15 protein-coding genes and 1 tRNA gene are annotated in these 19483 nt (G+C 66.5%); 9 read left to right on the top strand and 7 right to left on the bottom strand.

Annotated elements, in window-relative coordinates; translation table 11 throughout:
• Positions 1 to 164: 164 nt before the first annotated feature.
• Together V8J38_RS08170 and V8J38_RS08165 are read right to left on the bottom strand one after the other, a co-directional pair.
• Positions 165 to 1838 (bottom strand): lysine--tRNA ligase, encoded by a 1674-nt coding sequence (locus V8J38_RS08170; RefSeq protein WP_338574749.1) that lies wholly within the window; start codon positions 1836 to 1838, stop codon positions 165 to 167.
• A 49-nt stretch (positions 1839 to 1887) separates the two neighbouring features.
• Positions 1888 to 2346 carry a MaoC family dehydratase gene (locus tag V8J38_RS08165; protein ID WP_338574747.1) on the bottom strand — a complete coding sequence of 153 codons (459 nt, stop codon included), beginning with the start codon at positions 2344 to 2346 and terminating at the stop codon, positions 1888 to 1890.
• Positions 2347 to 2460: 114 nt separating this feature from the next.
• On the opposite strand from V8J38_RS08165, the gene queA reads away from it, so the two are divergent.
• Positions 2461 to 3555, top strand: coding sequence for a tRNA preQ1(34) S-adenosylmethionine ribosyltransferase-isomerase QueA (gene queA, locus V8J38_RS08160; protein ID WP_338578611.1), 1095 nt, complete (start codon positions 2461 to 2463; stop codon positions 3553 to 3555).
• Positions 3552 to 4028, top strand: coding sequence for a hypothetical protein (locus V8J38_RS08155; RefSeq protein WP_338574746.1), 477 nt, complete (start codon positions 3552 to 3554; stop codon positions 4026 to 4028). Before queA ends, V8J38_RS08155 begins: the two co-directional genes overlap by 4 nt.
• Positions 4029 to 4035: 7 nt before the next feature.
• On the opposite strand, the gene V8J38_RS08150 is transcribed toward V8J38_RS08155, so the two are convergent.
• Complete coding sequence (locus V8J38_RS08150) at positions 4036 to 6642, bottom strand: TonB-dependent receptor (RefSeq protein ID WP_338574744.1); 2607 nt, start codon at positions 6640 to 6642, stop codon at positions 4036 to 4038.
• Between the two features lie 197 nt (positions 6643 to 6839).
• On the opposite strand from V8J38_RS08150, the gene tgt reads away from it, so the two are divergent.
• Positions 6840 to 7952 carry a tRNA guanosine(34) transglycosylase Tgt gene (gene tgt / locus V8J38_RS08145; RefSeq protein WP_338574741.1) on the top strand — a complete coding sequence of 371 codons (1113 nt, stop codon included), beginning with the start codon at positions 6840 to 6842 and terminating at the stop codon, positions 7950 to 7952.
• Here tgt and V8J38_RS08140 read toward each other — a convergent pair.
• A complete protein-coding gene (locus V8J38_RS08140) occupies positions 7949 to 8497 on the bottom strand; it encodes a hypothetical protein (protein ID WP_338574738.1) in 549 nt (182 codons plus the stop codon). The two genes, tgt and V8J38_RS08140, sit on opposite strands and share 4 nt — an antisense overlap.
• Positions 8498 to 8581: 84 nt before the next feature.
• On the opposite strand from V8J38_RS08140, the gene V8J38_RS08135 reads away from it, so the two are divergent.
• Complete coding sequence (locus V8J38_RS08135; RefSeq protein ID WP_338574736.1) at positions 8582 to 8788, top strand: hypothetical protein; 207 nt, start codon at positions 8582 to 8584, stop codon at positions 8786 to 8788.
• A 24-nt stretch (positions 8789 to 8812) separates the two neighbouring features.
• On the opposite strand, the gene V8J38_RS08130 is transcribed toward V8J38_RS08135, so the two are convergent.
• A tRNA-Lys gene (locus tag V8J38_RS08130) sits at positions 8813 to 8889 on the bottom strand.
• A gap of 34 nt (positions 8890 to 8923) precedes the next feature.
• On the opposite strand from V8J38_RS08130, the gene V8J38_RS08125 reads away from it, so the two are divergent.
• The 4 genes from V8J38_RS08125 (at position 8924) to V8J38_RS08110 (ending at position 16637) form a co-directional block, all read left to right on the top strand.
• Positions 8924 to 9400, top strand: coding sequence for a hypothetical protein (locus V8J38_RS08125; RefSeq protein WP_338574734.1), 477 nt, complete (start codon positions 8924 to 8926; stop codon positions 9398 to 9400).
• A 95-nt stretch (positions 9401 to 9495) separates the two neighbouring features.
• Positions 9496 to 11244 carry an autotransporter assembly complex family protein gene (locus V8J38_RS08120; protein WP_338578583.1) on the top strand — a complete coding sequence of 583 codons (1749 nt, stop codon included), beginning with the start codon at positions 9496 to 9498 and terminating at the stop codon, positions 11242 to 11244.
• The gene (locus V8J38_RS08115) at positions 11241 to 15476 is read left to right on the top strand and encodes a translocation/assembly module TamB domain-containing protein (RefSeq protein WP_338578582.1); all 4236 of its coding nucleotides are present in this window, start codon (positions 11241 to 11243) and stop codon (positions 15474 to 15476) included. The genes V8J38_RS08120 and V8J38_RS08115 overlap by 4 nt, the downstream gene beginning before the upstream one ends.
• 84 nt (positions 15477 to 15560) lie before the next feature.
• On the top strand, positions 15561 to 16637 hold the full coding sequence (locus tag V8J38_RS08110) for a PA0069 family radical SAM protein (RefSeq protein ID WP_338578581.1): 1077 nt from the start codon (positions 15561 to 15563) through the stop codon (positions 16635 to 16637).
• On the opposite strand, the gene V8J38_RS08105 is transcribed toward V8J38_RS08110, so the two are convergent.
• Positions 16638 to 17882, bottom strand: coding sequence for an RNA methyltransferase (locus V8J38_RS08105; RefSeq protein WP_338578580.1), 1245 nt, complete (start codon positions 17880 to 17882; stop codon positions 16638 to 16640).
• A 153-nt stretch (positions 17883 to 18035) separates the two neighbouring features.
• On the opposite strand from V8J38_RS08105, the gene V8J38_RS08100 reads away from it, so the two are divergent.
• Positions 18036 to 18680 carry a glycine zipper 2TM domain-containing protein gene (locus tag V8J38_RS08100; RefSeq protein ID WP_291774857.1) on the top strand — a complete coding sequence of 215 codons (645 nt, stop codon included), beginning with the start codon at positions 18036 to 18038 and terminating at the stop codon, positions 18678 to 18680.
• A gap of 73 nt (positions 18681 to 18753) precedes the next feature.
• Here V8J38_RS08100 and V8J38_RS08095 read toward each other — a convergent pair whose 3' ends face one another.
• Positions 18754 to 19479: a TlyA family RNA methyltransferase gene (locus tag V8J38_RS08095; protein WP_338578579.1), complete on the bottom strand. Its 726-nt coding sequence runs from the start codon at positions 19477 to 19479 to the stop codon at positions 18754 to 18756.
• Between the last annotated feature and the right edge of the window lie 4 nt (positions 19480 to 19483).

The following is a 19483-nucleotide window of genomic DNA, read 5'->3' as shown; positions in this document are numbered from 1 at the left end:
CCCCAGCACAAGAACCCGACGCCATCGAAGATCGATCTGGCTGCCGTCCCCGTTTGAGGGTCTGCTCCTGACCTTGGCTGTCGTTTCACTGGCCGGCGCTGTCCTCGCCGCCTGACAGCCAGAACGAAAACGGGCCGCCGAGAACGTCGACGGCCCGAACACCCTCAGCCCTCGGCCAAGCCGCCGGCGGCGCCCTTTTCGATCAGTTCAATCGTCTGCGGCAGGCCATAGATGGCGGCGAACGATCCGAAACGGGGCCCCTGCGACGCGCCCAGCAACACCTCATACAAGGCGCCGAACCAGGCCCGCAGCGGGTCGAACGCGTGCTCCTTGCCCACGGCATAAACTTCGGACTGAATAGCCTCGCCGTCGGTCGTGTCGGCCGGCAAGCCCTTCAGACGTTCCGCCAGTTCCAGCAGCGCCGCCTTCTCCTTGTCGTCCGGCAGGCGATAAGTCTTCGAGGGCTTCACGAAGTCCTCGTAGTAGTTCAGCGCATAACCCATCAGCCGATCCAGCACGGGCTCGCTCTCAGGCGAGGCGTCCGGCAGATATTTGGCGAAATAGGCCCACAGCTGATCCTTGGTCGAGGCGTTGGCCACGCCCACCAGGTTCAGCAGCAGGGCGAACGACACCGGCGAGGCGCTCTCAGGCGGGTTCCCCGAGTGGATGTGCCACACGGCGTTGTCCATCCGCTTGGCCGGTTCCTGCGTCTTGTACTGCTCGATGAAGGACAGATAGTCGTCCGTCGCGCGCGGAATGACGTTGAAGTGCAGGCTCTTGGCCGACTTCGGCGACTGAAACATGTACCAGCTCAGGCTCTCGGGCGTGCCGTAGCGCAGCCAGTCCTCCATCGTCAGGCCGTTGCCCTTGGACTTGGAGATCTTCTTCCCTTCGATGTCGAGGAAGAGCTCGTAGTTGAAGCCCTCCGGCGGCACCCCGCCGATGGCGCGGCACAGCTTGGACGACTCGCGCACGCTCTCGATCAGGTCCTTGCCCGACATCTCATAGTCGACGTCCAGCGCGGTCCAGCGCATGGCCCAGTCGGGCTTCCACTGCAGCTTCACATGACCGCCGGTGACGGGAACCTCGGTGCGACCGCCAGCCGGGTCGTCGAAGACGATCGTGCCCTTCTCGACGTTGCGCTCCAGCGTCGGCACCTGCAGCACGTGACCGGTGATCGGGCTGATCGGCAGGAAAGGCGAATAGGTGGCGCGGCGCTCCTCGCCCAAGGTCGGCAGCATGATGCCCATGACCTTGTCGAAGCGCTCCAGCATGGTCAGCAGGGCCGCGTCGAACCGACCCGACCGATAGGTCTCGGTCGAGGACATGAACTCATACTCAAAGCCGAAGCTGTCGAGGAAGGCGCGCAGGCGGGCGTTGTTGTGCGCGCCAAAGCTGTCGTGGGTGCCGAACGGATCGCGCACCCTAGTCAGCGGCAGATGCAGGTCTTCGCGCAGCATCTCCGGATTGGGGATGCCCTCCGGCACCTTGCGCAGGCCGTCCATATCGTCGCTGAAGGCGATCAGGCGCGTAGCCCAGTGATCGCCGGTCAGGGCGCGAAACGCGTTGCGCACCATGGTCGTGCGCGCCACCTCGCCGAAGGTGCCCATGTGCGGCAGGCCCGACGGGCCGTAACCCGTCTCCAGGATCACCGGCTTGTTCAGCGCCTCGAAGGTCGCCAGAGCCTCGTCCGTCTTGCCGGCGTCGATCAGCAGCTTGGCCGCATCGCGCTCCGCGTCCGACAGCCGTTTTTTGAGCACGTGGGCCAGCAGGTTGCGCGCTTGCTCAAACGGCCACGAACGGGCCTCACGGGACAGGGTTTCGAGGTTCTGTAGCATGCACCGGGCTTTGACGCCTTGAAGGCCCAGGGTCAACAGCGGCGGCGTTCTAAAGCCGCGCTTCGGCGTTCCTCGGCAGCTGCATCTGGTTCTCGAAGCTCATGGCCAGGTCGCCGTCCTGGTTGGTGACGGTCGTCTTGGTGCGGACGACGCCGCGGTCAGGCTGGCTCTTCGAAGGGCGGATTTCGGTGATCTCGCGGCGCACCGTCAGGATGTCGCCGGGCCGCACGGGCCGCACCCACCACAGGGCGTCGACGTTCATGCCCAGCAGAGGCGTCTTGCCGAAATAGGCTTCGTCCACGAACTGGCGCATGACGCGCGAACAGACGTGCCATCCGCTGGCGATCAGGCCGCCGAACCGTCCCGCCTCGGCCGCCGCCTTGTCGACATGCATGGGCTGGGGGTCGAACTCGGTCGCGAAGGCGATGATCTCATCCTCCGTGATCGTGAAGGGTTCGCTGGCCCAGCTTTCGCCGACGGTCAGGTCGTCCAGATAGCGGTCGGTCATGCACTCAACTCCCATTGGCTGCGCCTGACATAGCGGCTGGGCCGAATTTCGCCAGTCGACTTTCGGCTGCGCCTCGCTTGACCGCAAAGGCGGGGCGTGAGCATTGCCCGCCTCATGCGGACATCCGATTTCGACTTCGACCTGCCCGAGGCGTGCATCGCCCTGCGTCCCGCCGACCCGCGCGACTCGGCGCGCCTGCTGGTCGTGAAGGGCGGCGATCTTCAGGACAAGATCATCCGCGACCTGCCGGATTTCCTGCAACCGGGCGACGCCCTGGTCTTCAACGACACCCGCGTGATCCCCGCCCGTCTGTCGGGCGTGCGCCACCGCAGCGGGCCAGAGGGCGAGTTGCTGTCGGTGCCGGTCGAGGCGACCCTGCACCACCGCGACGCGCCCGACGTCTGGAGCGCCTTCATGAAGCCCGGCAAGCGGCTGAAGGTCGGCGACCGGGTGCGTTTCGGGCGCGAGGAGGACAACGCCTGCTTCCTGGGACAGGTCGACGCCGAGATCACCGCCAAGGGCGAGGACGGCCTCGTCACCCTGCGCTTCGATCTGGCCGGTCCTGTGCTGGACGACGCCATCCGCGAGGTCGGAGTCATGCCCCTGCCCCCCTATATCGCGGCCAAACGGGCCGAGGACGACCAGGACCGATCAGACTATCAGACCGTCTTCGCCGAGCATGACGGCTCGGTCGCGGCGCCGACAGCGGGTCTGCACTTCACCCCTGCCCTGCTGGACAGCATCCGGGCGCGCGGCGTGACGACCCATGCGGTGACCCTGCACGTCGGGGCGGGCACCTTCCTGCCGGTCAAGGCGGACGACACAGCCGATCACAAGATGCACTCCGAGTGGGGCGAGGTCTCGGCTGAGACCGCCGCCGCCCTGAACGCCGTGCGCGCGGCGGGCGGGCGCATCGTCTGCGTCGGCACCACGAGCCTGCGCCTCTTGGAAAGCGCCACCGGCGAGGACGACGTGGTCCAGCCCTTCCACGGCGACACGGCCATCTTCATCACGCCGGGCTATCGCTTCCGCGCCTGCGACGTGCTGATGACCAACTTCCACCTGCCGAAGTCGACTCTGTTCATGCTGGTCAGCGCCTTCGCCGGGCTGGAGACGATGCGGGCCGCCTACGCCCACGCCATCGACAGCGGCTATCGCTTCTATTCTTATGGCGACGGAAGCCTGCTGTTTCGGGAAGACGCCCAATGAGCCACATCGACGATCTCCCCGAAAACCTGGCCGCGACCTTCGACATCCTCGCCTCAGCGGCCAGCGAGTTGCAGGATCCCTGGTGGGTGTTCGGGGGCGCGGGCATGGCGCTGTCGGGCCTGTCGGAATGGCACGTGCCCGATGTCGACGTGATGACCAGTCCTCGCGACGCCCGGCGCCTGATCGAGGCCCTGCACGGCGAAACCGTGGAAGACCCCGGCGAGGGCCTGTTCCGGTCGCAGGTCTTCGGCCAGATCCTGACCACGCCGGTCCCGGTCGAGGTCATGGCGATGATGGACGTTCGCGCAGGCGCCGACTGGACGCCAGTCATCTTCACCACCCGTCAGGCGATCGAACTGGACGGGGGAACGCTCTACATCCCCAGCGTCGCCGAGCAGATCGAGAAATGCCGCCTGTTCGGCCGTCCCAAGGACCTGCAACGCGCGGAGCGTCTCGAGACGCTCCTGCGCTGATCGCGGCTCAATACCGGAAGCGCAGCCCCACGGTATAAAGGCTCTCTTCGTAACGCACGTCGCGCGGATAGACGCCCTCGCCATAGTCGAAGAACGACCGGAACGGCTGCCCCAGGATATTGGTGGCGTCGAAGGTCACGGTGATCCGCTCGGTCGGCGACCAGCCCGCCGAGAAGTCCAGCCGCGCCACGTCGTCCACATGCTCGCCGATGACGCCGTTGCCGAACTTGGTCCGCAGATTATAGGCCAACCGCGCCGTCCACGGCCCGTTCTCATACATGCCGGTCAGGTTGTAGGAATATTTCGACACATAGGGCAGCGCCCCGTCGATATAGGTGGCGTTGGCCTGCACCCCGAACGACCGCGCCCATTCCGGCACGAACTCATAGTCGAAGAAGGTCGTGAAGGACGTCTCCACGCCCTGCAGCACGGCGTCGTTCAGGTTGACGGGCCGCGTGACGCGCAGGACGCCATAGACAGGATCGTCGATGTCCATCGTCTGATCGGCGATGAAGCCTGAAATCTCGCGTCGGAACAGCGCCAGCGTCGCCGCGCCCGCATCACCGAAGTAGCGTTCCAACGTCAGGTCATAGTTGGTCGATTCGATCGGCTTCAGGTCAGGGTTGCCGCCCGAGGCCGTCTGCCGTCCCGAGGTGTCGGCCGAGGGGCTGATGAACAGGCTGGGGTTCAACTGGCCGAACGCCGGGCGCGTCCGCGTCTGGTTCGCCGCCATGCGCAGGATCAGGTCTTCATCCAGCATGAAGCGCACGCCCAGGCTGGGCAGCAGGTCCGTGTAGCGCCCGCCCTGATCGACCGGCGTGAACACCTCTTCCTCGCCCTCAATCGAACGGCTGGTTCCGCGCACGCTGAAATCGGTGGCGACGATCCGCAGACCCAGTTCGCCTTCGATCGGAATGCGGGTATTGATGGCGAAGTCCGCCTGACCATAGGCGGTGTAGGCCCTCTCCGACGCCTCATAGGTTTGAACCGGGTTGATGGGCGGACGACCCGGCTCGAACCCGGCCAGGGCGCGCAGGGCGTCCACGTTCTGACGCAGGCTGCCATAAGTCGGCGACACCCAAGCGCGCATGTCCTGAATGTCGCTGCCGTTGAAACCTGCCGGGATGAGGGCCAACTCCACTGGGATGGCGGTCAACGGCAAGCCGAGACTTTCCTGATCCTGATACCGCTCGCCGTTCTGATAGGAGCCGTTGCGGTCGACGTAGCGCACCCCGAATTTTAACTGCGGGATCAGGCCGTTGCCCGTGTCGTAAGTCAGGTCGATCTTCGCCTGCCAATCGTCGCCCGCGCCGATGAAGTGGCGGTCGAACAGGCCGCGATAGACGTAGTTGTTCGGGTCCGTGACGTCGAAGTCCCGGAAGTCGAAGGTCGCTCCGCCATCCTTCCCCGGCGTATCGAAGTCGATCAGCGTCACCGGCGCATGAGTGAAGGCCGTGTCCAAGCTGTAGTTCGAGAACTCATAGGTACTGTCAGTGCGCGCCAGATCAAAGGCGATCTGAAGCGGCCCGGCGTTGTAGCTGCCGCCCACGGCCGCTTGCCAGGTGTTCGTCTTGCCGGTCGAGGCGCCCTGCCAATGCTCCGGACGACGGCCGGCGATCTGGGTCAGGCTCTGGATTTCATTGCGGCCGTCGCGCAGCGTCACGTCGTCAAAACGTGTCGTCTCATGGTTCAGCGGCACGATGAACTGACGGTCCGAAATCTTGGCCCGATAGCCCTGGTAAAGGGCGTCGACATAGAATTCCCACTGGTCGTTCGGCCGCCACTGCAGCGCCAGATTGGCCGACGGACGCCAGCGGTCGCCGGTCCCGTAGAAGATGCCGACGGCGTCAGGATAACGCGCGCCCTGAACCGCCGGATCGGCCGACTGCCCGTCCACGGCGACGATGCCGCCGCTGTCCCAGCGCACGGAGTCGAGATAGCGCAGGCTGGTGTATGACAGGTTCAGTAAGGCTCCGACCTCGCCCGCGCCTGTGTTCCAGCGGTTGCTGATCAGGATGTCGCCGTTCGGATCATAGCTTTCCGACTGGGTGGCGTAGGAGCCCTTCGCCGAAGCCGACAACTCGAAACCGTCGAAGTCGAACGGCCGCCGCGATCGTACATTGATCAGACCGGCGATGCCCGATTCCAGCCGCCAGGCGGAACTGGACTTGTAGACCTCCAGCGCGGCGATGGCCGCCGCCGGGAAGTCCTGCATGGCGACCGAACGCCCCTGGTCCGTGAAGATGTCGCGGCCGTTGTAGGTGGTGGCCACATCGGGCAGTCCGCGCACGATCACGCGCGACGCTTCCCCGCCGCCTCGCTCGACCTGGATGCCGGTGACCCGCGCCAGGGATTCCGAGGCGTTCACGTCCGGCAGCTTGCCGATGTCTTCGGCGACGACAGCGTCCATCACCTCGTCAGCGTTGCGTTTCAACGCCTGGGCCGAGCGCAGGCTTCCGCGTAGTCCGGTCACCACCACATCCTGCACCTGAACAGGACCGCCGGCGGCGGTCGAGGGCGGCGTGACTACAATGGAATCCTGGGACCAGGCAGGGTGAGCGACGGCGAGCGCAAGCAGGGAAACGGAACCCAGGGTTCCAGAACGGAGCAACATTAATCGGGCGACTTTCACGGTTTCGTGCGCTGCCCTAACAGCCGCGTGATCGTTCGGTTTCAAACTAACCGTCGCTATTCAAACAAAGGCGTGTGCGCCGGATTACGGCCACAGAACCGCCTTGAGACAGGAACCGGCCCAGGGCTGGCGGCCTTTCGCCGTTCGGCCTAAGACGCGCGTCCCTGCAAGGAACGCCCATGCCTTTCCCGTTTGAGATTTCCGCCGTCGAAGGCCGCGCCCGCACCGGCGTGCTGAAAACCACGCGCGGCGACATTCGCACCCCCGCCTTCATGCCCGTCGGCACCGCCGCCACGGTCAAGGCGATGACGGTGGATCAGGTCAAACAGACCGGCGCGGACATCATTCTGGGCAACACCTATCACCTGATGCTGCGGCCCGGTCCCGAGCGGATGGAGCGCCTGGGCGGCCTCCATAATTTCATGCGCTGGGACAAGCCGATCCTGACGGACTCCGGCGGCTTTCAGGTCATGAGCCTGTCGGGAATCTCCAAGCTCACCGAGGAGGCCGTCACCTTCTCCAGCCACATCGACGGATCCAAGCACGTCCTGACGCCGGAGCGCTCGATCCAGATTCAGGCCGACCGCCTGGGCTCCGACATCGTCATGCAGTTGGACGAATGCGTCGCCTGGCCCGCCGAGGAGAAGCGCGCCCGTGAAGGCATGGAGTTGTCCGCGCGCTGGGCCCAGCGCTCGAAGAACGCCTTCGGCGCGCGCGACGTGCAGGCCCTGTTCGGCATTCAGCAGGGTTCGACCTATGAAAACCTGCGCCGCGAGTCCTCCGAACGCCTGCAGGAGATCGGATTCGACGGCTACGCCATCGGCGGCCTGGCCGTCGGCGAGGGCCATGAGGCCATGTGCGAGGTGCTGGACTATGCGCCCGAGTTCCTGCCGAAGGACCGCCCCCGCTATCTTATGGGCGTCGGCAAGCCGATCGATCTGGTCGAAGCGGTTTATCGCGGCGTCGACATGTTCGATTGCGTCCTGCCGACCCGCGCGGGACGCCACGGCCAGGCCTGGACCTGGGACGGCCCGCTGAATCTCAAGAACGCCCGCTTCGCCGAGGATCAGGACCCGCTGGATGCGGAAGTCCCCTGCCCGGCCTCGCAGGACTATTCAAAGGCTTACCTGCACCACCTGATCCGCGCCGATGAGATTCTCGGCAAGATCCTGCTCAGCTGGCACAACATCGCCTTCTTCCAGGCGCTGACGGTCGCCATGCGCGCGGCCATCGCCGAAGGTCGGTTCGACCAGTTCCGCCGCGACTTCCGCGCGCGGCATCTCAAGGCCTAGCCGCGGCGCGGCACGAAGCCGGCCGGCGCCGCCGGCGGCGCGCAGTTGCGCTGCATCCCCACGCCTTTCAGGAAGGACCGGCGGCGCAGCCCCGCCTGAATGGCCGACTGGACATGCTTGCTGTGCGCGTCGGCGCCGGTCAGGCGGCGCACCCAGCTGCGGGCGGGAATGAAATCCGTCACGGTGCCGCGCACGGCGTCCAGCGTCGCCCCAGCCGCAGCATCAGCGGCCCGCTCGCTCGCCAGCGTGCCGTCATCCGTAGGCGCGGCGTCCGTATCTGGCCCCAGCGCCTCATCCAGCCGAGCTATTTCAGCGGCGATGACGGAGCAACGGGTCATGTTCCGCACATCATAGGGATTGGATTCCGCCTGTAACAGAACGGTCGGAATTTCCTGACGCTTGAGGTTGAGATCCTCGAGCGGCGCGGTCACGGCGTCGCCCAACCCCGTTCCCACCTGATCCACCCCGTCCCGAGCGGAGGCGCCGGCGTTGCAGCCGGCAAGCAACAGGGACACGGCAATGGCGGACAAGGAAATCTGGCGCATGAGCGCGTTTAATCATGCCCGGCTCCCCAAAGCCAAGCCTGCCTCCCTCGACACCAGGTTCGAAGCCTGCCTAGGCTGAACGTCATGCGCTCGCTGAACGCCCCGCTTTATAATCTGACGTGGCTGGAGTTCGTGATCACCGCAATCGTACTGGCGGCGTTGCTCGCGGCCGCCTGGCGGCTCCACGGCCCCTTGCGGCAGCGTGGGGTCGGAACCTCATATGTCAGTTGGCTGGACGAACGCCTGACAAAACTCGAACGCGCTGTCTGCAACAAGAACCAGCGGCCCTAGACGCGTTTTGGATTTTTAAGGGAGTGGTACGCCCCCTCGGGCTCGAACCGAGGACCCTCTGATTAAAAGTCAGATGCTCTAACCAACTGAGCTAGGGGCGCACATCGCGTCTGCGAAGAGGCGCGGAACATACGGATGAGCTTCGGGACGGGCAAGTGGAAATTTCAGGTAATTTTCCCACGCGCAAACAAGGCGCTGATGAAGCCCGGATCCCCTGAAAACGACCGCCGCCAGCGTCGATTCATTGCAGGTTCACGTGAACTCGCTAAGGCGCGGAGACGATCCGGCGAAGGAACCGGCTTCGCTGCTCCACGTTTTCAACCCCTAGAAGGGGGACCCACGATGAATCGATCCATGTTGAATCGCCTGTTGATCGGGGCGGCGCTGGCCGCCTCCGGCTTCCTTGCCGCCTGTGAACAACCCTACAGCGAACCGACGCCCGTCGAAGCGCCCGCTCCGGTCGAAGCGCCCGCCGCCGAAGACGCCGCCGCGCCGACTGTCGCCGAAGCTCCCGCGCCCGCCGAAACGGCTGCGCCGGTCGAGGCTCTGCCGCCGGACCAACGGTCCTCAGAAGAGACAGTCCAACCCGAGAGCGATACGCTGTTTTACTGATTCTCCTGACGAACAGGGCTAAGCGCCCTTGATCGTCTCGCAACCAGGGTTCGGATTTGACGTCGAGGCTCCCCCTCCTTCTTGCTGGCGCCGCCTTGTGCGCCCTTGCAAGCCAGGCCGCAGCCGAACCCCGGGCTCAGATTCGCGGTGAGATCGACGGCGACCTCAAGAGCCAGCTCGAACGCGCTATCGGGCAGGTCGACGGAGCGCCTTCCAATCGCTTCGAAGCGCGTCGTCGCGCTCGCGCGGCCCTGACCTCGGCCCAGGCCCTGCTCCGGTCGGAAGGCTATTATCAAGCCACCGTGGAAGATCAGGTGGAGGGCGAGGAAAATCCGGTCGCCGTAGTGCAGGTCGTTCCGGGTCGCCGCTTCGTCCTGGGCGAGGCTTCGGTCAATTGGACGGCGCCCGAGCCCGATGCGGAAACCAGCGCGGCCGTCATTGAAGACATTCGACTGAAACCCGGCGCACCCGGCCGGGCGGCTGATATTCTGGAGGCTGAGGGCCGCGTGGTCGCCGACCTGACCCGCCGAGGATATGCCGACGCCACCGCCCTGCCCCGCCGCGTGGTGGTGGATCACGCCACCTTCCTGGTCCAGCCGGGTTTCAACATCAAATCCGGTGAATTGGTGCGCCTGGACGGCGTCCAGCTTCGGACCCGAGGGCCGACCAAGGAGAGTTGGCTCAACAGTCTCATCCCGTGGTCCGAGGGCGACCGCTACGATCCGGAAGACGTCGCCGAACTGGAGCGCCGACTGCTGGACACCGGAGTCTACGACGGTGTGGGCGTGGCCCTGTCTCCCCTGGACGATGTCCGCCCGGACGGCCTTCGCCCCGTCGTGGTCACATTGGCGGATCGCCCGGTCAGCCTGCTGGAGGCCGGCGCCAGCTATTCGACCTATGAAGGCGTCGGCGTCGATATCTTCCGCACCCGATACAACCGCTTCGGTCGGGCCGACACCCTGCGCTACGGCGCGCGCATCGCCAGCATCGACAGCCGCATCGGCGGTGAATGGTCCCAACCGCACTGGCGCAGGGCCGGACGGACGCTGAAGCTGTCGTCCTTCATCGTCAACGAGCAGACCGACGCCTACGACCGCAGCGCCATCACTGCGGCCGCCGACCTGTCACAGCGCCTCGGCAAAACGTCTTGGTTCAGCTACGGCCTGGGCGTCGACGCGGGCCGTTACACCGAATACCGCTTCGACCCGGTGACGCAGGACCCGATCACCTTCGACCGCGATCTCGCCATCGTCACCTTGCGCGGCAGCGCCTTCATGGATCGCTCGAACGATCCTCTGAACCCGACTTCGGGCTATCGCCTGTCGCTGTCGACACAACCGACCGCGGTGGCGGGCGAGGATACGGTGCTGTTTCTGCGCACCGAGGGCCAGGCGACCGCCTATCTGCCGCTTCAGGACGGGGCCAAGACCGTGCTGGCCGGGCGGGCGCGCATCGGCTCCATCATAGGCGGCGAGGAACTGACCGTGCCGTCGGATCGTCTGTTCTATTCAGGCGGCGGCGGCTCGGTGCGCGGCTATTCCTATCAGAGCATCAACCCGCGCCTGCCCAACAACCGACCGCGCGGCGGCCTGTCGCTGTTCGAAACCTCCGTCGAGGTGCGCCGCGATATTGGTGAGAAGTTGCAGGCTGTGGCCTTCGTCGACGGCGGCGCCGTCGGCTTCCAAGAAACGCCCAACCTCAGCAACATGCGATACGGCGCCGGCGTCGGCGTCCGCTACAAGCTGCCTTTCGGCCCCGTCCGCGCCGACATCGCCTTCCCGCTGAACAAGCGCGAGGGCGACTCCGGGTTCCAGCTCTATCTCAGCATCGGCCAGGCGTTTTGACCGACACTCCTCCGCCTCACGAAACGGGCGCAGACGTCGCCGACACGCCGGCCAAGAAGGCCAAGCGCAAGCGTACGCGCCTGCAACTGGCGGCCTTCATCGCGGGCGCGACCTTCGCCGGTCTGCTGGCCTTGATCGTGGTCGCCCTGGTGGGAGGGCGGATGTACCTCGTGTCCGACGCGGGGCGCGAACTGATCACCAGCTTCGTCGCGGGCAAGAAGATCAGCCGCTATGGTCGGATCAACGTCGAAGGGTTGCAGGGCGACCTGTTCAACGACTTCCGCCTGAAGCGTGTCACCGTGACCGACGAGAAGGGCGTTTGGCTGGAAGCGACCGATGTCCGTGTCGACTGGTCCTACTGGCCTCTGCTGGCTCGCCGCTTTCATGCGACCGAAATCAGCGCGGGCCAGATTCGTCTGTTGCGCCGCCCCGAGTTGGAGCCGCCGAGCGAACCAGGCGGGCCGCAGGCTCTGTCCATCGACATCGACCGCTTCAGCGCCAATGTCGAACTGCTGGAAGGCTTCTCCAAGGAATACGGCCGCTGGACCCTCAGCGGCGACGCCGCCATTCCGCGCAACGGCGTCAAGAGCGCCAACGTCAACGCCTACAGCCTAAACCGCAAGGGCGACTATCTCCGTCTGGCCGCCGCCTTCGGCGACAAGCCCGAAGACCTGCGCGTCAACCTGCGCGCCAATGAAGCCCAGGGCGGCCCTATCGCCGGATCGCTGGGCTATTCGCCGGATCAGCCGTTCTCGGCCGTCGCCGTGGTCAACGGCGAGGTCGTCGACGTCGCCGTCCAGACCGGCCAGTTCCGTCCCCTGTTGGTCAAGGGAACCTATGGCGACAACGGCGCCAAGGTGTCGGGCTACGCCGACTTCTCCGGCTCGGACCTGTTGGAGCCCTTCGTCGAGCGTATCGGCCGCACCGCCCGCTTCGGCTTCGCCATGACGCCGGACGCCAAGCGCGACGGCTATCAGGGCGTGGCCTGGCGCCTGTACGCCGACAACATCGAATCCAGCGCCCGTGGTCTGATCCGCACCACGGACAACACCTCGCCCGAGGGGATCAGCCTGGAGTTGAACACGCCGTCGCTGAGCCGTCTGGTGGGCAGCCCCGTCGCCGGTCCCGCCGCCTATACCGGCGTGTTCAAGGGCGACGCCCAGGTCTGGACCCTGCAAGGCTCGGCCAGCCTGCTGAACGCCGACATCGCCTCCTATCGCGCCACGCGCATCTCCGGCCCCGTCAACATCGCCGCCAACAAGGGCCGTATCGACGTGACGACCGACGTGCGCGCCGTCGGCGGCTCTGCGGCGGGCATCATCGGCGGACTGTTGGGCTCTGCGCCGCGCATCCAGATGGAAGGCGCGCGCATGGCCGACGGCGCCATGCTGCTGAAGAAGATCGACGCGCGCGGCCAGGGGCTGACCCTGACCGGCTCGGGCGGGCGCGGCCTGAACGGCGGTCTGAACTTCACCGGCCGGGCGGATCTGACCGACCTGTCGCGCATCCAGCCCGGCGCGCGCGGCGCGTTCGGCGGCCCGATCCGCGCCGCCTCAGCCAAGGCCGGCGCGCCCTGGACCCTCAGCTTCGACGGGCGCGGTTCGCGCATGGCCTTCGGCATGGAAGAGCTGGACCGTCTGCTGGGCGCGACGCCGCGCCTGCAACTGGCCGGTTCTCTGAATGGCGGCGTGGTCTCCATCGATCGCGGCGAACTGACGGGCGCCGCCGGGCGCGCAGGCGCCAAGGGCCTGATCGAGGGGCCGAAGCTACGGCTGGCGCTGGACTGGAACGCCCAAGGCCCGTTCGGCGTCGGCCCGGTCGCCATCGACGGCACCATGTCGGGCGACGGCGCCCTGACCGGCACCCTGGCCCAGCCGCGCGCCGACCTGCGCGCCGCCTTCGACAAGGTGGCGGCGGGCGGACTGACCCTGACCAACGCCGATCTGGTGCTCAGCTTCCGCAAGGGCGCCGACGCCTCGGACGGGCGTGTCGTCCTGAACTCCGGCTCCAACTACGGACCGGCCCACGCCTCGGGCGCCTTCTACCTGGGCGGGCCGCGCTTGCGCCTGTCGGACGTCGATGTGAACGCGGGCGGCGTTGCGGCTCAGGGCGACGTTGCCCTGTCGAACAACTTCCCCTCCAGCGCCGACCTGACCTTCACCGCGCGTCAAGGCGCCTTCCTGGCTTCGGGCGAGGCCAACGGCCGCGTACGTCTGACCGAAGGCGCCGGCGACCAGACCGCCGTGCTGGACGTCACGGGCCGCAACGTGCGCCTGACCGGCCAGGACTGGACCTTGCGCAACCTGTCGCTGAAGGGTCAGGGCACGCTGGACCGCCTGCCCTTCATCCTGGCGGCCGATGTGGGCGGCGCCAATCCCGTGCAGTTCAATGGTTCGGGCGAGTATTCCCGCCAGGACGCAGCCCAGAGCCTGACCCTGCGCGGCGGCGGCCGCGTGCGCGAGATCGCCTTCACCACCCGTGCGCCCGCCGTCTTCGCCATCAACGGCGACGGCCGCGTCGCACGCTTGGACCTGGGCGTCGGCGGCGGCGTCCTGACCGGTGAACTGAAGCAGGATAGCCAGGGCAGCGTCATCCAGGCCGACATGACTAATGTCGAAATGGGCTCTCTCGCGCCCGACCTGCGCGGGCAAGTGACGGGCCGCGTCTCGATGCAAGGCCAGGGCGACACGCTGCGCGGCTCCGCCAACATCGACCTGAAACAGCTTCGCAGCGTGGACGCACCTCGAGGACTGGCCGTCGACGGCACGTTGAACGCCGACCTCAGCGACAACATCCTCAGGCTGCGCGCCCAGGCCAACGACGGCACGGCCGTTCAGGCGACCGCTGACGTCAGCCTGCCGGTCGAGGCTTCCGCCGCGCCTCTGCGCCTCGCTATCGCCCGCACCCGCGACATGTCGGGTCAGGTCGCCATTCGTGGTCAGATACAGCCGATCTGGGACCTGTTCCTGGGCGGCGCCCAGTCGCTGTCCGGCCAGGTGAACGGTCAGGCGACCCTGGCCGGCACGCTGAACGCTCCGCGCCTGAACGGTCGCCTGGATCTTGAACAGGGCGCATTCCGCGACAGCGCCACAGGGCTTCGCCTTGAAAGCGTGACCCTGGCCAGCCGCTTCAACGACAGCCAGGCCGTGATCGAACGTTTCCAGGCCACTGACGGACTGAAGGGCGAGGTGTCAGGCAGCGGCGATCTGGGCCTGCGCCAGGGATCGCCCTCGACCCTGCAGCTCGAGCTGACGCGCTTCCGCGTCATCGACAACGATATCGCCCAGGCTCGCGCAAACGGCCGCCTGACCGCAGTGCGCGGCGCCGACGGCAACATCCGTCTGACAGGCGCCGTGAATATCGACGAGGCCGAAATCTCGCCGGAGCTGCCTGGCTCCAACGGCATCGTCAAGATGGACGTGGTCGAGATCAATCGCCCCGGCGGCGATCCGGTCGAAACCGAGAAGAAGACGGCGGGCGGCCCCCAGATCGGCCTGGATCTGACCCTGACGGGGCGCGAAATTCATCTTCGCGGCCGCGGACTGAACGTCGAATTGGCCGCCAACGCCAGGGTGCGCGGCACCATAGCCCAGCCTCAGTTGACCGGCACGGCCAATGTGGTGCGCGGCGACTACGAGTTCGCAGGCAAGCGTTTCGTCTTCGATGATCGCGGCTCGGTCATCCTGTCCACCGATCCGGCGCGCATCCGGCTGAATCTTCAGGCCGTGCGCGAAGACCCGGCCCTGACGGCCGTGATCAAGGTCACCGGCAGCGCCGCCGAACCCAAGATCGAGCTGACCTCCACGCCCGCCCTGCCCCAGGACGAAATCCTGTCGCAGGTGCTGTTCGGCCGATCGGCGGCGCAGTTGTCGCCGTTCGAAGCGGCCCAACTGGCCTCGGCCGTAGCCTCCCTGGCGGGAGGCGGCGGGTTCGACGTGATCGGCAATCTGAGAGAACTGGCCGGTCTGGATCGCCTCTCCTTCAGCGGCGAAGCGTCCAGCTTGACCGTGGCTGGCGGCCGCTACATCACGGACGACGTCTACCTCGAAGTGATCGGCGGCGCCGAACGCGGAGCCGCAGTCAGCGTCGAGTGGCAGGTCCGGCGCAACCTCGCCATCACCTCGAAGTTCGGCGGCGAAGGCGACACCTCCCTATCCGTCCGGTGGCGGCGCGAAGGCCCTCGTCCCGGCGGCGATCGTCGAGATCGCCGCCCCAACGCCGCGCGACGTTAGAACAGACAACCCGGCCTGACCGCCGGGTTGTTCTTCGACCAATTTGTTCTTGATTTGTTCTAGTTCGTTCCGCATCATGCGGCCATGAACAAGGCGATCAATGGACGCGGCGCACGTTCCAACGCCTCGGGTCGGTATGAAGCCGACCGACGCGAGGCTTGGGACGACGGCTGGACGGATCAGGACGAAGCGGCCCCGCCACTCCGCACCACCCTGTCCCCGGAACACGCTCGGACAATCATCGCCCGTAATACGAGTCCCGACGTCGGCTTCGATCGCTCCATCAACCCCTACAAGGGCTGCGAACATGGCTGCATCTACTGCTACGCCCGTCCGTCCCATGCCTGGATGGGCCTATCCCCGGGCCTGGATTTCGAGAGCCGGATCTTCTTCAAGCCGCACGCCGCGCGTCTGCTGGAACAGGAACTCTCAAAGCCCCGATACGTCTGCCGACGCATCCACATAGGCGGCAATACAGACCCCTATCAGCCGGTCGAGCGCGAAACGAAATCGACCCGTTCGATCCTGGAGGTCATGCAACGGTTCAAACAGCCGTTCAGCATCATCACCAAGTCGGTGTTGATCGCGCGTGACGCAGACATTCTGGGCGACATGGGAAGACAAGGGCTGGCCTCGGCCTTCGTCTCCATCACCACCCTAGACCGCAAGCTGGCGCGGGCGATGGAGCCGCGCGCCTCCACGCCCGCCAAACGACTGGAGGCGATCAGCCGTCTGGCCGAGGCTGGATGCCCAGTCGGCGTCGGCTTCGCCCCGGTCATTCCCGGCCTGAACGATCATGAACTCGAAGCGGTGCTGGAGGCGGCGCAGAAGGCCGGGGCGACCTCGGCCATGTACGTGACCCTGCGCCTGCCGCTCGAAATCAAGGACCTGTTCCGCGAATGGCTGGCCGACGCCCGCCCCGACCGCGCGGCGCGCGTCATGTCGCTGATCCGCCAGACGCGAGGCGGCAAGGACTACGACCCGGACTGGTCGCAGCGAATGAAGGGAACGGGTCCCGTCGCCGAGCTGATCGCCGCGCGCTTCAAGGCGGCGGTCAAACGCTACGGTCTAGACGGCCCTCGTCATACGCTGGACGTGACCCAGTTTCGCATTCCCGCCGACGCCCGTCCCCAACTGGACCTGTTCGACCTGGCGTCCTGATCAGCGCCGGAAGACGCCGACCAGTTCGATATGCGTCGACCAGATGAACTGATCGATCGGCGTGACCTTCTCGAGCCGCAAACCGGCATCGACTAGAACGCGCGCATCGCGAGCGAAGGTCTGGGGGTTGCAGGATACGCCGACGATGACCGAGGCCTTGGTCCCCGGAAGTTGCTGCGTCTGCTCCAGGGCGCCCGCGCGCGGCGGATCAAGGACAATGGCCTCGCACCCCTTCAGGTCGTAGGGCGATAGAGGACGACGGAACAGATCGCGCGACTGAGCCTCTATTCCCTTCAATCCCTGCGCCGTGCTGACCCCCGCTTTCAGTGCGGCGATGGAGGCGGCGGCGGAATCGGCCGCCGTGACGCTGGCGACCTCAGCCAGCGGGAAGGTGAAGGTTCCCGCGCCGCAGAACAGGTCGGCGACCTTCCTGGCTCCCCTCACCGCCTCGACGGCGCGTTCGACCATGGCGGCCTCGGCGGCCGGCGACGCTTGCAGGAAGGCGCCCGGCGGCAAAGGCACGGACGCCCGTCCGAACCGAACGCGAGGCTGACGCGCCATCACCAGCGTATCGCCGTCCAGGCTGAGGCGCGCCAGATCCGCTTCGGCCGCCGCCGCGATGGCGAGCGCCAGCTGGTCGCCGTTCAGACCGCCGGAACGCTTCTCCACCCCCGTCACATCGACGTCCAGACCACTGTCGGTCAGGGTGACGTGCAGGGTCGGCGCCGACTTGGGATGGCCCAGGAAAGGCACCGTGACCTTGGCGAGCGCCGGCAGAGCCGCCGTAAGGAGCGGGTCCGACAACGGGCAATCCGTAAGCTCCACCACCCGCCACGACTTGCGCGCCTTGAAACCCAGGATGACTCGCCCGTCCGGCCCCTGGCGCGCGTGCAACGCCAGGCGCCGACGACTGGCCAGCGGCGTGGCCACCGTCGCCTCCACCTCGGTCTCCAGCCCTTCGCGCGCCAGGGTCTGGAGCACCACCTCGCGCTTCCAGGCCAGGTAGGGCGCGTCGGCCCAGTGCTGCAACGGCGCGACGCCGCATTCGGCATAGGTTTGCGAGTGGATCGGACGCCGGTCGGGACTGGCCTCGATCAACTCGAATCGCTCGGCCCGCCCGCCCTTGACCTCGGCCGCGATCACCTCGTCCGGCAAGGCGCCCGGTACGAAGACCGGGCCGTCGGCGGTGTCGGCGATCCCGTCGCCCTGATGGCCCATGCGGGCGATGGTCAGCGTTTGCGTCATGCGGCGGCTTCTAACGGTTTCCGCGCGAAAATCGAAACATGAACGAAGATGAACGACGCGATCAAAAGCCGTTCAGCTTCGCGGCCCTATCAATGGCTGCAACAGACGGCGGCCTGACCCGTTCAGAGAACGTCCGTCGAAGGAACAGAAACGATGATCGCTCTCATCTCGAAAAAAGCCTCGGTCGCCGCCATCGCCGCCCTGGCCTGCGCCTCGGCCGTCGCCCTGCCCGGCGTCGCCTCGGCCCAGAGCTACGGCTATGACTATCCGCCCGCCTATGGCTATGGAAACAGCGGCTACGGCCAGGGGACCTATTACGATCCCTGCGTGCGTGATCAGCGCCAGCGCGCCACGACCGGCGGCCTGCTGGGCGCCGCCATCGGCGCCGTCGCCGGCTCCCAGATGGCGGCCCGCGGCCGCCGCACCGAAGGCAGCGCTCTGGGCGGTGTCCTGGGCGCCGCGATCGGCGCCGGCGTGGGAAACAGCTCGGCCGCCTGCGACAGCCGTTATCGCCGCGACGCCAACTATGGCTATCAGGGAACCTACGTCCCGCCTGCCTATGGTTACGACAACCGAGGCTATGACAATCGCGGCTATGACTACGATCGTCGCTACGACGACCGTCGCGATGCTTACGACTATTACCGGGACTATCCCGATACCTACGCCTCCACGCCCCGCGACGCCGATCAGTGTCGTCTGGCCGAGAGCAACATCCGTCTTCCCGACGGTCGCATGGAGACGCGCTACGTGCGCACCTGCATGGACCAATCGGGCCGCTATCGCGTCGTCGATTAAGTTTCAGCCCCCCTGTCAATCGACGATGTGAAGAGGGCCGCCGGATCACCGGCGGCCCTCAAATCGTTTGGGCTCAGGCCTTGCGCGCCCAGAGCAGGAACTCGACATTGCCGTCGCCGCCAGTGATGGGGCTGTGAGCGACCTCGCGCACGGTCCAACCGCTCTCCTCCAGCCATTCGCGCACCCCGGCCACGGCGGCGGCGTGCACCACAGGATCCTTGACCACGCCCTTCTTGCCGACCGCCTTGGGACCGTCCGCCTCGAACTGAGGCTTCACCAGCGTGATCAGGTCCGCGCCCGGCGCCGCCAGATCAAGGGCTGCGGGCAGAACCTTCGACAGGCTGATGAAGCTGGCGTCGCAGACGATCAGCGACGGCGTCTCGGTGATCAGAGCCGTGGTCAGGTGGCGTGCGTCGGTCTTCTCCAGATTCACAACACGCGGATCGGCGGCGACCGAGGGATGCAGTTGCCCTGTGCCGACATCCACGGCGAAAACCTGCGCCGCGCCGCGATCCAGACAGACCTCGGTGAAGCCGCCGGTCGAGGCGCCGACATCCAGCACCACACGCCCCTCAATCGCGACCGGCCACAGATCCAGCGCGTGCGCCAGCTTCAAGGCGCCGCGGCCGACCCAGGGATGGGCGGCCTCGGCCTCGATCTCGGCGTCTTCCGCGACCTTTTCGGAAGGCTTGGCGACGACGCGGCCGTCCGCCCTCACCCGCCCCGCCTCGATGGCGGCGCGGGCGCGGGCGCGACTGTCGAAGACGCCGCGCGCGACGAGAAGCTGGTCGATCCTCACGCCC

Origin of the sequence: Brevundimonas olei, assembly GCF_037055245.1 — a bacterium.
GTDB lineage: Bacteria > Pseudomonadota > Alphaproteobacteria > Caulobacterales > Caulobacteraceae > Brevundimonas > Brevundimonas olei.
This window is presented reverse-complemented; position numbering and strand designations above follow the sequence as displayed.

Excerpts from the sequence above, each read along its gene's own strand:
- V8J38_RS08105 (WP_338578580.1), bottom strand. The coding sequence starts at position 17,882 with ATGACGCAAACGCTGACCATCGCCCGCATGGGCCATCAGGGCGACGGG.
- tgt (WP_338574741.1), top strand. The coding sequence starts at position 6,840 with ATGCCTTTCCCGTTTGAGATTTCCGCCGTCGAAGGCCGCGCCCGCACC.
- V8J38_RS08110 (WP_338578581.1), top strand. The coding sequence starts at position 15,561 with ATGAACAAGGCGATCAATGGACGCGGCGCACGTTCCAACGCCTCGGGT.
- V8J38_RS08170 (WP_338574749.1), bottom strand. The coding sequence starts at position 1,838 with ATGCTACAGAACCTCGAAACCCTGTCCCGTGAGGCCCGTTCGTGGCCG.
- V8J38_RS08125 (WP_338574734.1), top strand. The coding sequence starts at position 8,924 with ATGAGCTTCGGGACGGGCAAGTGGAAATTTCAGGTAATTTTCCCACGC.
- V8J38_RS08150 (WP_338574744.1), bottom strand. The coding sequence starts at position 6,642 with ATGTTGCTCCGTTCTGGAACCCTGGGTTCCGTTTCCCTGCTTGCGCTC.
- V8J38_RS08165 (WP_338574747.1), bottom strand. The coding sequence starts at position 2,346 with ATGACCGACCGCTATCTGGACGACCTGACCGTCGGCGAAAGCTGGGCC.
- queA (WP_338578611.1), top strand. The coding sequence starts at position 2,461 with ATGCGGACATCCGATTTCGACTTCGACCTGCCCGAGGCGTGCATCGCC.
- V8J38_RS08155 (WP_338574746.1), top strand. The coding sequence starts at position 3,552 with ATGAGCCACATCGACGATCTCCCCGAAAACCTGGCCGCGACCTTCGAC.
- V8J38_RS08100 (WP_291774857.1), top strand. The coding sequence starts at position 18,036 with ATGATCGCTCTCATCTCGAAAAAAGCCTCGGTCGCCGCCATCGCCGCC.
- V8J38_RS08140 (WP_338574738.1), bottom strand. The coding sequence starts at position 8,497 with ATGCGCCAGATTTCCTTGTCCGCCATTGCCGTGTCCCTGTTGCTTGCC.
- V8J38_RS08135 (WP_338574736.1), top strand. The coding sequence starts at position 8,582 with ATGCGCTCGCTGAACGCCCCGCTTTATAATCTGACGTGGCTGGAGTTC.